This is a genomic window from Escherichia fergusonii ATCC 35469 (genome assembly GCF_000026225.1).
GTDB lineage: Bacteria > Pseudomonadota > Gammaproteobacteria > Enterobacterales > Enterobacteriaceae > Escherichia > Escherichia fergusonii.
The window spans coordinates 1,343,066-1,355,077 of record NC_011740.1; the positions used below are offsets into that span (position 1 = coordinate 1,343,066).

General features: G+C 50.7%; 13 protein-coding genes. 3 read left to right on the plus strand and 10 right to left on the minus strand.

Features of this window, described 5'->3' with window-relative positions; all coding sequences use genetic code 11:
• Positions 1–1,041 (plus strand): DUF1266 domain-containing protein, encoded by a 1,041-nt coding sequence (locus tag EFER_RS06600; RefSeq protein ID WP_001045305.1) that lies wholly within the window; start codon positions 1–3, stop codon positions 1,039–1,041.
• 116 nt (positions 1,042–1,157) lie between these two features.
• Here the strand turns inward: EFER_RS06600 and gdhA are convergent, their stop codons facing one another.
• Positions 1,158–2,501, minus strand: coding sequence for an NADP-specific glutamate dehydrogenase (gene gdhA, locus EFER_RS06605; protein WP_000372872.1), 1,344 nt, complete (start codon positions 2,499–2,501; stop codon positions 1,158–1,160).
• Between the two features lie 350 nt (positions 2,502–2,851).
• On the opposite strand from gdhA, the gene EFER_RS06610 reads away from it, so the two are divergent.
• Positions 2,852–3,127, plus strand: coding sequence for a YnjH family protein (locus tag EFER_RS06610; protein WP_001245247.1), 276 nt, complete (start codon positions 2,852–2,854; stop codon positions 3,125–3,127).
• On the opposite strand, the gene EFER_RS06615 is transcribed toward EFER_RS06610, so the two are convergent.
• Positions 3,087–3,500, minus strand: a complete 414-nt coding sequence (locus EFER_RS06615; protein ID WP_000848292.1) for a pyrimidine (deoxy)nucleoside triphosphate diphosphatase — start codon at positions 3,498–3,500, stop codon at positions 3,087–3,089. The genes EFER_RS06610 and EFER_RS06615 overlap by 41 nt on opposite strands.
• A 239-nt stretch (positions 3,501–3,739) precedes the next feature.
• Here EFER_RS06615 and EFER_RS06620 point away from each other — a divergent pair, with 239 nt between their 5' ends.
• Complete coding sequence (locus EFER_RS06620; protein WP_000886986.1) at positions 3,740–4,360, plus strand: CDP-alcohol phosphatidyltransferase family protein; 621 nt, start codon at positions 3,740–3,742, stop codon at positions 4,358–4,360.
• 8 nt (positions 4,361–4,368) lie between these two features.
• Here the strand turns inward: EFER_RS06620 and ynjE are convergent, their stop codons facing one another.
• From ynjE to xthA, 8 genes are all read right to left on the minus strand, one after another.
• Complete coding sequence (gene ynjE, locus EFER_RS06625; RefSeq protein ID WP_015953360.1) at positions 4,369–5,676, minus strand: thiosulfate sulfurtransferase YnjE; 1,308 nt, start codon at positions 5,674–5,676, stop codon at positions 4,369–4,371.
• 66 nt (positions 5,677–5,742) lie between these two features.
• Positions 5,743–6,396, minus strand: coding sequence for an ATP-binding cassette domain-containing protein (locus tag EFER_RS06630; RefSeq protein ID WP_015953361.1), 654 nt, complete (start codon positions 6,394–6,396; stop codon positions 5,743–5,745).
• Positions 6,396–7,931 carry an ABC transporter permease subunit gene (locus tag EFER_RS06635; protein ID WP_000235011.1) on the minus strand — a complete coding sequence of 512 codons (1,536 nt, stop codon included), beginning with the start codon at positions 7,929–7,931 and terminating at the stop codon, positions 6,396–6,398. The genes EFER_RS06630 and EFER_RS06635 overlap by 1 nt, the downstream gene beginning before the upstream one ends.
• The gene (locus tag EFER_RS06640) at positions 7,904–9,070 is read right to left on the minus strand and encodes an ABC transporter substrate-binding protein (protein WP_001215376.1); all 1,167 of its coding nucleotides are present in this window, start codon (positions 9,068–9,070) and stop codon (positions 7,904–7,906) included. The genes EFER_RS06635 and EFER_RS06640 overlap by 28 nt, the downstream gene beginning before the upstream one ends.
• A gap of 9 nt (positions 9,071–9,079) precedes the next feature.
• On the minus strand, positions 9,080–9,628 hold the full coding sequence (locus EFER_RS06645; protein WP_000524104.1) for a carboxymuconolactone decarboxylase family protein: 549 nt from the start codon (positions 9,626–9,628) through the stop codon (positions 9,080–9,082).
• Positions 9,628–10,332, minus strand: coding sequence for a TVP38/TMEM64 family protein (locus tag EFER_RS06650; protein WP_001205125.1), 705 nt, complete (start codon positions 10,330–10,332; stop codon positions 9,628–9,630). The genes EFER_RS06645 and EFER_RS06650 overlap by 1 nt, the downstream gene beginning before the upstream one ends.
• 3 nt (positions 10,333–10,335) lie before the next feature.
• On the minus strand, positions 10,336–11,040 hold the full coding sequence (locus tag EFER_RS06655) for a TVP38/TMEM64 family protein (protein ID WP_000642618.1): 705 nt from the start codon (positions 11,038–11,040) through the stop codon (positions 10,336–10,338).
• 156 nt (positions 11,041–11,196) lie between these two features.
• The gene (gene xthA / locus EFER_RS06660; protein WP_000673939.1) at positions 11,197–12,003 is read right to left on the minus strand and encodes an exodeoxyribonuclease III; all 807 of its coding nucleotides are present in this window, start codon (positions 12,001–12,003) and stop codon (positions 11,197–11,199) included.
• Positions 12,004–12,012 lie beyond the last annotated feature (9 nt).

Consider the following 12,012-nt stretch of genomic DNA (forward strand, 5'->3'; position numbering starts at 1 on the left):
ATGAATAAAGTTTTATTACAAAACCATCCTGGGAGCGAGAAGTATTCTTTCAATGGCTGGGAAATATTTAATAGTAATTTTGAACGGATGATTAAAGAAAATAAGGCCATGCTGCTTTGTAAGTGGGGGTTTTATTTAACATGTGTTGTCGCTCTAATGTTTGTATTCGCAGCTATAACATCCAACGGTTTGAATGAAAGAGGCTTGATTATCGCGGGATGCTCTTTTCTTTATCTATTAATTATGATGAGTCTTATTGTTCGGGCCGGTTTTAAAGCAAAAAAAGAACAACTGCATTATTATCAGGCTAAAGGTATTGAGCCGCTCAGTATCAAGAAATTACAGGCGCTACAATTGATCGCACCTTATCGATTCTATCATAAGCAATGGTCTGAAACGCTGGAGTTCTGGCCGCGAAAGCCTGAATCTGGCAAAGATACCTTTCAATATCATGTGCTTCCTTTTGACTCGGTCGATATCATCAGTAAAAGACGCGAGTCTTTAGAGGATCAATGGGGTATCGAAGATAGCGAAAGTTATTGTGCCTTAATGGAGCATTTTCTTTCTGGCGACCATGGAGCCAATACCTTTAAAGCGAACATGGAGGAAGACCCAGAGCAGGTTATCGCCTTGTTGAATAAATTTGCTGTTTTTCCCTCAGACTATATCTATGATTGCGCTAATCATCGCTCCGGTAAATCCTCGGCGAAGCTAATATGGGCGGCGGAATTATCATGGATGATCTCGATATCGAGCACAGCTTTTCAAAACGGGACAATTGAAGAAGAACTGGCCTGGCATTATATAATGATTGCTTCTCAAAAGGCGCACGAGTTGTTCGAAAGCGAAGAAGATTATCAAAAAAATAGTCTAATGGGATTTCTTTACTGGCATATCTGCTGCTATCGCAGAAAGTTAACGGATGCTGAACTTGAAGCGTGTTATCGTTACAACAAGCAGTTTTGGGAGCACTACAGTAAGAAATGCCGTTGGCCCATCAGAAATGTTCCCTGGGGAACATCATCCGTTAAATACCCATAAACGCCTGAAATTTTGCCGGGGGCGCTGCACTTGCCCGGCCTACATTAGAGCGTAATTGCAATGAATTATGCCCATTTGTAGGCCCGATAAGCGTAGCGCCATCAGGCATTTACAACTTAAATCACGCCCTGATTCAACATTGCATCGGCTACTTTTACAAAGCCTGCAATGTTCGCGCCCTGCACGTAATTGGTCTGCTTGCCTTCGCCGCCGTATTCCACACAAGAATGGTGAATATCGAGCATGATGTGATGCAGGCGAGCATCAACTTTTTCGGCTTTCCAGCTTAAACGAGCAGCGTTCTGCGCCATTTCCAGACCAGAGGTCGCTACGCCACCGGCATTGGCCGCTTTACCCGGTGCAAACAGTACACCTGCTTCAAGGAACAGGTTCGTTGCTTCGATGGTGGTCGGCATGTTGGCACCTTCCGCGACCGCTTTCACGCCATTGGCGATCAGAACCTGAGCAGCTTCGACATCCAGTTCGTTCTGGGTGGCGCATGGCAGAGCGATATCAACCGGAACAGACCAGGGCTGCTGGCCTTCGAGATACACCAGACCAAACTCTTTGGCGTAATCTGCAACACGACCATCACGACTGGATTTGATTTCGATAAGGCGCGCCAGTTTCTCTTTGGTAAAGCCACTTTCGTCCACGACCGTACCGCTGGAATCAGAAGCGGTGATCACACGGGCACCGAATTCCATGGCTTTCTCGATTGCGTACTGTGCAACGTTACCAGAGCCGGATACCGAAACACGCATTCCTTCGAAGCCCAGACCATGGCGTTTCAGCATGGCTTCAGCGAAGTACACCAGACCATAACCAGTAGCTTCTGGTCGAATCAGGCTGCCGCCAAAAGAGAGACCTTTACCCGTAAATACGCAAGCGCTGTTATTAGAAAGCTTACGCATCATACCCGCCATAAAACCAACTTCACGACCGCCTACGCCAATATCGCCTGCCGGAACGTCAGTGTCTGGCCCCAGATGACGATAGAGCTCCGTCATCAGTGCCTGACAAAAACGCATCACTTCGCCTTCACTTTTACCTTTAGGATCGAAGTCACTTCCGCCTTTACCGCCGCCCATAGGCAGAGTGGTCAGGGCGTTTTTGAAGGTTTGCTCGAAGCCAAGGAATTTAAGAATGGAAAGATTTACAGATGGGTGGAAACGCATACCGCCTTTATACGGACCAATAGCGGAGTTGAACTGAACACGCCATGCACGGTTAACTTGTACCTGACCGCGATCATCAACCCAAACTACGCGAAACTGGATGGCACGCTCTGGTTCAACCAGACGTTCCAGTAATGACATTTGACGATAACGTGGGTTCTGCTCAAGAAACGGCCACAGGGTGGTCATTACTTCACGAACGGCTTGCGCGAATTCGGTCTGATGCGGATCGCGCTTTTGTACATGGTTGAGGAAGGACTCCAGAGAACATGTCTGATCCATAGATATAAAAACCCCTTATATATTAGAGTGATGTTATTGATGCTGTTTGTTATTCAATGCATTTGCAGTTTTCGACTATACCATCAGCAATGTGACGGTAAGCAAGAAAAAAATGACTATGCTAAGCAAATTAATAACGCAAAAGGGGTCATAACCAAAAACGATGATGTGTAGAGGGTAAAGTTTACCCAACGTAATGCCGTTATATACTCATCATAATTCAAGTTGCATGTGCTTCATCTGCGGGGGATTCGTCCCATCAATGAACCCAGGGCCGACGCAAGCGTTGTTCTGCAACGCGAATTATTTAGAGTGTATTAAGGCAAGTTGCATTTTTATAAGGAATATCCATGCGCAATTTAACGGTGTTTTTTGGTCTTCTGATATTGCCCGTTGCTGCATCCGCTAATCCACAGTATCGCCCTGATGTAGAAGTGAATGTGCCCGCAGAGGTTTTCAGCTCTGGTGGTCAGCGTTCTGCGCCATGTAATCAATGTTGTATCTACCAGGACGAAAACTACTCAGAAGGCGCGGTCATTAAAGTGGAAGGTGTTCTCTTGCAGTGCCAACGTGATGAGAAAACTCTCAGTACGAATCCGCTGGTCTGGCGCCGCGTAAAGCCATAAATGCCTCCAGAAGTGGGATGTCGGCAGGTGCCAGCGGATAGCCCATTGCTTCTGCAGGTGAACACCAGACCAATGCCTGATGCTCATGGGCCTGTAATGTGCCGTAGAACTCAGGAACATGCCAGGCATGAAGATGAATGATACGCCCGGAGACTTCCCGCTGGTGGCTGGCAATGTAGTCACCAGGGCGAGCGTCGATCCCCAGTTCCTCATGCAACTCGCGTATCAACGCTTGCGGTTGGCTTTCTCCCGCTTCCACTTTACCTCCGGCAAATTCCCATAAACCGGCTTGATCTGTATGAACGGGGCGCTGAGCCAGTAAGATTTTGCCATCTTTTTCGATAATGGCGGCAACAACATCGATTGTTTTCATAGCTACACGAATAAGTCACAAAAATGCCATAATATCAGATTACTGACCAGGTGCGCTTGTTCATGCCGGATGCGGCGTGAATGTATTACCCGGTCTGCAAAACGAGTAAATTTAACAGATTGCGGAGATCATGTAGAGGCTGATAAGTGTAGCACATCTGGCAATTTTGTGTTTGTCATCAGCCTTATAAGATCTGCTCATTTGCCCAATCAGAAGGGTTTTATGCTTAAGGAACGCCCGTGTTAGACCGTCATCTTCATCCACGGATAAAACCGTTGTTGCACCAATGTGTACGGCTACTGGATAAACCTGCCATTACCCCTGATGGCTTAACGTTGATCGGTTTTGCTATTGGAGTGCTGGCATTACCGTTTTTGGCACTGGGCTGGTATCTGGCGGCGCTAATCGTCATTTTGATGAATCGTCTGCTTGATGGTCTGGATGGCGCACTGGCGCGACGCAGAGGATTAACCGATGCAGGCGGATTTTTAGATATCTCGCTGGATTTTCTCTTTTATGCGCTGGTGCCTTTTGGGTTTATCCTTGCCTCACCGGAGCAAAACGCGCTGGCAGGCGGCTGGCTGCTGTTTGCGTTTATCGGCACGGGCAGCAGTTTTCTCGCTTTTGCTGCGCTGGCGGCGAAACATCAGATTGATAATCCCGGTTATGCGCATAAATCGTTTTATTATCTGGGCGGGTTAACCGAAGGCAGCGAGACGATTTTGCTGTTTGTTCTGAGTTGCCTCTTGCCAGCTTATTTTCCGTGGTTTGCGTGGGTATTTGGTGCGTTGTGCTGGATGACGACCTTTACGCGGGTGTGGAGTGGGTATCTGACGCTGAAGTCGCTCCAGCGCCAGTAATTGCAATGTTATTTGCTGCTGTCCGGGCCGCGCTCACCGGTTGCTACGGGATTTTTCGGATCGCTGCTCCATTCGTACCAGCCGCCGTCGTAAACGGAGACGTTATTCCAGCCCATTGCTCGTGCGTACATAAAGGTTTCGGACGCGCGCCAGCCGGTGCCGCAGTAGAATGAAACTTGCTGATCTGGTTTGATATTCCATGCTTTCCACATAGCGGCAATATCATCGGCGCTACGCATGGTGCCATCCGGGTTATGGAAATCTTCCATATGCGTCGAGTCGCTACCAGCGTGTCCCCAACGGGCTCCGGCTATTTCACCTTTTGGCTTAATATAGCTGTAACCACTGGTCGTACCGATAAATTCTGGCCACGAACGAATGCTCACCAACGATGCATCCTGGCGATGCAGCAGCCCACGGGCCTGTTCCATATCAAGCATCAACTGCGGTTGCGCCGGGATCTTCACGCCGAAATCCGGTTCAGCTTTCACTTTCGGTGGCGTTCCGCGCTCAACAGGCAGTCCCGCGTCGGACCAGGTTTGCCAGCCGCCGTCCAGCAGGCGCACATCTTTCACCCCTGCATAGAGCATAATCTGTGCTACACGCGCTGCTGCGTATACATCACGACCATATAGAATCACCGTGGTGTCATGACGAATGCCATGCTTTGCCAGCATCGCTTTCAGTTGTTCATCAGAGACTTTATTCCACAGCGGTTCGCTTTCCACTTCATTGGTATCGATGTAATCCGCGCCGGGAATATGGCTGATAAGGTAAAGCTTAGGAGCGCCCCAGGCCGCTTCAATGACTTTCCAGTCACCGGCAGGTTTCGCCGTAACCTCTTTACCCTGTTGCAGGTCATGTAGCCATTGCGGGTAAACCAGCTGCTCAAAGTGCGGCAGTTTTTGCAGACGGGAAGGTTCGCTTAGCGCGTCACTCAGGATGGAGATATGCGTTAAGCCTGCTTTTTGCAGGCGCGTTTTGACGGCGTCGACATCTTTGTCATTACCGTACAGCGCCACCGGAGCATCGGCTTTCAGGTTATGTTGCTTGATCCACTCGTTGAGTTGTTCGGTGCTCATTTTGTCGAGCCAGCTAGCAGAAAGGTTTAAGGCGGCAGGTTCATGACCGGAAGGGCCATTTAAGGTTTGTGGCCAGCCGTTATAAAACGCGCTGGGGCGAGTATCTATCGCTTTGCCATTTTGTTGTTGAAGCTGGTCAAGAGTAAGAGGCTTCGCCAGTTCAGCGGCCCACGAAGAAGCGCAAGCCAGCCCTAAAGCCATTGCCAGCGCGGTCATTTGAGAAACACGTTTCATCGAAAATCCCGACATTGTAGTTTTGAGTGCGCCATTCTGAACTGACACATTGGGAAAAACTTTGCGTTATCGCAGTTTGTTGTAATTTTCTGACCACTGCGCCATATCCAGAACAGAACTATCAGGAGGAACATCCTGGATATCGTGCGTTACCTGAACGACGGGGATCGCCAGTTCGCGAACTTCGCTGAACACCCACTGGCGAAAATTATCGCGCAGAGCCACATCAAGACGGCTGAACGGCTCATCCAGTATTAACGCTTTAGGCTGGGCGAGAAGGGCACGTAGCAAGGCTACCCGCGCTCGCTGACCGCCCGATAATGTCGCCGGATCCTGATGAAAAGTTCCGCCAAGCCCTGTCCGTTCAAGCGCATCATTCACGGCATTACGTCGGGCATTCCCCTTAAGTGTCGCCGGTAGCGCCAGCAGTAAATTTTGCCCGACGCTGAACTGGTCAAATAACAGTGCATCCTGGAAAAGAATGCCAATCTGACGCTGTGCGGTGGGTAGCATGTCAATCCGTTGCTCATTAAGCCATAGCTCCCCTGTACAAGAAAACTGTCCTGCCAGCGCACCAATCATCCATGAAAACAGCGAGGATTTACCACAGCCTGAGGGCCCCATTAACGTGACAATGTCACCTTTATTGACCGTAAAGTTAACGTTTGTCAGCAAAGGCCTTTCAGGCAAACGTAGCGAAACATCTTTCACGCAGAGCATTAGCGGAGTCCTTGTCTGACATAACCTACCCATTTTGCAAGCAGGGCGGTCAGGGCAAAAATAATAAGCGGTAATAGCAGTTGCCAAAGGGCCTGGGCAGCGAGAATACCGTTACTGCCACCGCTACTTAACGCTACCGCTTCGGTGGTGAGTGTCGGAAAACGGCCCGCGCCCAACCACAGCGTCGGCATATACTGCGCAATACTCACTGAAAATCCGACAGCGAAGGCAATCAATGCAGGGCGCAGCATAAGCGGGCATTTCACGTAAAAGAAGATTTTGGCCCGTGACCAACCCAGCGTTTGCGCAATCAAAATTAACCGCGAATCAATGCGCTGCCAGGCGGGTTGCAGGATAAACAGCATCCACGGCATCACCCACAGCAGATGCCCCCAGACCACCGCTGTCCAGCGCCCATCTACGTTCATCCATAGCGCCAGCGTGTACTGGCCCGCGACCAGCGGCAGTGCCGGTAATAAAATGGGCAACCATAACCACAACTGGCGACACTGTGACCCCCATTCCAGCCACAGCAGCAACAGAACCAAAGCGATGAATGTCGCCACCAGTCCCATCGTCAGGCTATTGATGAGCGCTTCACTATTGATCGTCGACTGATCCGCGAGGATCGCCAGCAGAGCCACACAGAGCACACCGGTTAAGGGTAAAAAACTCGCCAGTGTATTGCCGGGTAATAAAGGCGTGGCGGGCTTACGAACGCCATCTACGCGGGGAATAGTACGCCGCCAGCTACGCCATAGCAGATAGCCCAGCAAAACGTAGGCGGCGAGTAACAGCATCAGCAGCAGGCTGGCGAGTGCGCCTTTCGCTTGTTGATCGGCGTCGCCCTGAGTTAACCACTGCCAGCTAATTACCGCCAGCGTCGGTGGATTACCTGGCCCAAGAATAATCGCCACATCCACGACCGACAGCGACCAGGCGACAATCGCCAGCATCGCCATTGCCAGCGCAGGCGCGACGGAGGGCAAAAGCAGCCACTTCAAACATTGCCAGCGGCTGTAGCCCAGTGAATCCAGCACAATAACTTGCTGCAACAGCCGTTTTTCGCTCAATACTGCCGCTAAGATCCACAGCAGAAATGCGCTTTCTTTCACCGCCAGGGTGAGGCCCAGCCCAATACCCAATTTGTCCATTGGCGGAGTGAAATACGGGAAATAGTCATAAAGCAGCCCTCCGTCAGCAACCAGCAACAGGGCGCTGGTGGCAAAAGCAACATGGGGAATGGCGAGCAGCCACGGCAGACGGGCGCACATACGCTGCCATTTCGGTCCAGGCCACAGCGCCACAATTACCAGCAGGGCAATCGTCAATGCGCCGAGCGCCGCGATGGTTGTCGATACCAGCGTTGCCAGTAAGGCCTGCGGTAACTGCGGATCGGCAAATAACGCCTGCCAGGGTGCCAACGACAAAGCAGGCGATATCAGCGTGAGAGCTGCCGGGATCAGCGGTGCATAAATCACCGCCACCATCGCCCACAGCAACAATATTAATGCGTACCGTAACGGTGTAGCCATTCTTGTTCCAGCGCATTTACCCAACCTGCGTGCGGTTCAGCCAGTACCGGCGGCAGATCCTGCGGCATTCTTGATTGTAAAGTTTCGCGCTGTCCGTCAGGCAGTTTTTGCGGATCGAGAACCGAAGGATCGCCCCAGACAGCAGGGTCTGCTTTACGCAGTTGCGCATCGGGTGAGAGCAGGAAATTGGCGACAACCTTCGCCGCAGCACTGGCATTCGCGTTAGCAGGAATGGTGACAAAATGCACGTTGCCAATCATCCCCTCGTTAAAACCAAAACTGTAACTGCTTGCCGGCAAATCGCCACTGGCGATTTTTTGCTGGGCATGTGCAGGATTAAAGGTCAGCGACAGGCGCAATGTGCCAGCTTTCAGTAGAGCATCCATCCGCGCGGGCGAAGGTGGGAAATCCTTTCCTTCGCGCCATAAATACGGATGCAGCGCATCAAGATATTGCCACAAGGGCGCAGTGATACGGGCGAAAGTCGCATCGTTCGGCGCTTCTTTTAATGCTGCGGGATCTGGCGTCAGCATAATCAGTAACTGTTCAAGAAATGCGGTGCCAGTAAAGTCTGGCGGGCGCGGATAGGTAACCGTGCCAGGATTGGCTTTAGCAAATTCCAGTAAGTCTTGCGGTGTTTGTGGTGGCAGTGGTGTAACATCGCGGCGGGCGATAAACGTCAGTTGTGCGCCGCCCCACGGCGATTCTGCGCCTTCGACAGGTACAGAAAAATCTTCCCGTACCGGCAGTTGTGTATCGACATAACGCCAGTTTGGCAGAGTCTCAGCCCAGCCGGTTTGCAGTAAATTGGCCTCTTTTAAGGTGCGGAAGTTTTCGCCGTTCACCCAGAGCAGATCCACCGAACCGCCTGTCTCGCGCCCGGCTGCGGCTTCGGTCTGAATGCGCTTCACCGCATCTGCGGCATCCGCCAGGCGGACAATCTTCAGGTTTATATCATAATGGGTTTTCATCTCGCCGCTAACCCAGTCGAGATAGCGGTTAATTGCGGTATCGCCGCCCCAGGCGTTAAACCAGACGGTTTGCCCTTTGGCCTCATTTTTAACTTCCTGCCAGTCACTGGCATGTGTTGCCAGAGAAAACAGCGATAACAATCCCAGCAACCACCCACAATGGCGCATCATCTCTCCTTAAGAACGTTTTTCAGGAATACGGCACAGCCCCTGAGCGGGAATGTCCATGGCAGAATTAAAACGGGCTGACAGATTTTGCAGGCCGATCAATGCCGTCAGTTCGGTGAGCGCCTGAGCGTCAAAATGCGTAGCCAGTCGGGTACGCAGGGCAGCATCGACTGTTGGTGGCGTTACGCTGGCGGCTTCGGCATACTCCAGCGCCAGCCGTTCTTCATCGCTAAAGAGCGGGCTTTGTCGCCAGTCAGCCACTGCCAGCAACTTATCGGTGCTGCCGGTACGCTCGGCGACTTTCATACTGGTGATATCCACGCAAAACTCACACAGGCACATTTGCGCAATGCGCGCGCTGACAAGCGATCGCACTACCGGATCGAGCGGTGAGCGTTTACGCTCCAGCCAACCGACAAACATCGACACCAGATAAAAGATAAACGGGATCCGTCCCCACCAGCGAATTGGACTTAGCACCTCGCCGTAATGGCGACGATGCAGCCACGCCTGCGGACGTAAACTTAAAGGAATTTTGCTAAGCGGTGGTAAACCCATCAGGCATTCCTCTTCTGGCGTTCAAGCCATATTTTCTTCGCCATATAAATCACCACGGTCAGGGCAAACAGAATAAACAGTCCGGTGACAAACCAGAAGGTACCCCCCGTTAACATGCTGCCCGCCCAGGAATAAACAATAGTCGCCGGTAACTGACCAAGCCCGGTGGCGATAAAAAATGAACGAAAACGTATTGACGTCAAACCGGCAGCATAGCTGATTGGATCGAAAGGGACAAAAGGCAATAACCGGCATACCAGGATAGTGTGTTTGCCGTAGCGAGCGAAAAAGCCGTCCATACTGTCAAGCACGGTTTTACCGGTTAATTTTTCCACCACTTCGCGGCCCATCACTCTGGCGATAAAAAAGCACAGCGCCGCGCCCGCCATCGAACTGGTCCACGACAGCAAGCCGCCCCAGAACGCGCCAAACAGCGACGCATTGGCAAAGGTAATTAAAAACGCAGGCAGCGGTGCAGCAATGGCCTGTAAGATCATTAAAAAGAATGAGACCAGTGCAGCCTGCGTGCCGTAAGACGCAATAAAGCGTTCAATGCCTTGTTGATCCACGGCGGCAAAGGCTACAAGGCTGCTGTTAATAAACTCACGGACGCCGGGAATCAGCGCCCATGCGAGCAGCGCAACAATTAACAAGATGATAATGACGCCACGCCAGAGCCACATTTTACGGTTTTTATCTCTCATCTTTCATCTTTGTTGTTCGGTTAAAGAGGTTTTATCAGAAGTGGTCAGTGCCACTTGTTTATAACGGGCGTAGCATTTAGCAAGCTGAATAAGAATAAACAGTATTAGCCCTGCCAGACAAAGTTTGAAAATAAATGATAATGTTATGCCTTCAGTAACAAGGTCGCTGGCCATAAAAGTATAAATAAAGATCCCCGGCAGAGTCGTGAATGCCGAAATAAAGGTATATGGCCAAAAGGCAATGGCGGTTAATCCGTAGGCGTAATTTTGAATATTGTAAGGAAATAGCGGAATTAAGCGGGTAAGAATAAGAAAATCGATACCGTTACGTGCAATCCCTTTCTCAATAGACTGAAAGACGGTGGTATCCCCAACATATTTCAGCACCAGTTCTCGCCCCATCCAGCGAGCAATCAAAAAGGAAACCGACGAAGCGAGCGTTGCTGCAACTAACGAAAGCAGAGTCCCCAAGAATGGACCAAAAATAATGCCACTGCCAATGACCAGGACACTACCGGGCAGCAGCACAAGAGTGGCAATAACAAATAACAGAATATAAAGGCTGTAACCGAAAATACCACTCTGGCGAATAAGTGCCTGCAAGTGAGGAAGATCGCTAATGAAATTGAATATGCCTGAAGCATAAACAAGATAAATTGCCAGAGCAAAAGTCAGGCTACCAACAACGAACTTACACTCAGCTTTCATCGTGGAGATTTCCTATATCAAGCCTTGATAATAGAGAAGTGAAAAACGCGATGACGGTATAACAAACCTAAGCTGGTCACAAATCCTTACTGCCAGTTTCTTGATTATCCTCAAGAATCGGCCTCCTGACCTGGAGGATGTCAGGAGGCTGCGTCATTAGCGGCGGAAAGTCGCCCACACAGGAGCGTGATCGGACGGTTTTTCCATGCTGCGGATTTCATAGTCGATGCCGGTTTCTACGCAACATTCTGCCAGCGGTTGGCTGGCGAGAAGCAGATCGATACGCAGGCCACGGTTATCGTCAAAACCTTTTGAGCGGTAATCAAACCATGAGAAACGATCTGCTGTTTGCGGATTTGCATGGCGGAAGGTATCGACCAACCCCCAGCTCATCAGTCTCTCCATCCATTCGCGTTCTTCCGGAAGGAAAGAGCATTTTCCGGTACGCAGCCATCGCTTGCGGTTCTCTTCGCCAATGCCGATATCCAGGTCGGTGGGGCTGATATTCATATCGCCCATAATCAGCACCGGGTTATCACGTTTGAGTTCGGTTTCCAGGTAGTTTTGCAGATTCTGATAAAACTGCGCCTTTGCCGGGAATTTTATCGGATGGTCGCGGCTTTCACCCTGCGGGAAGTAACCGTTGATCACGGTGACATTACCCAGCGGCGAGGGGATTTCCGCCATAATAATCCGCCGTTGTGCCTCTTCGCCGTCGCCAGGGAAGCCGCGACGCACAGCAATCGGCGTCTCTTTGGTCAGCAGAGCCACGCCGTAATGGCCTTTCTGCCCGTGATAAAACACGTTGTAGCCGAGCTTCGCCACCTCTTCGAGCGGAAACATATCGTCATGAACTTTTGTCTCCTGCAAGCCAATTACATCCGGTTGGTGCTTTTCGACGATGGCTTCAAGCTGGTGAGGTCTGGCGCGCAGGCCGTTGATATTAAAAGAGACAAATTTCATAGTCGCTGC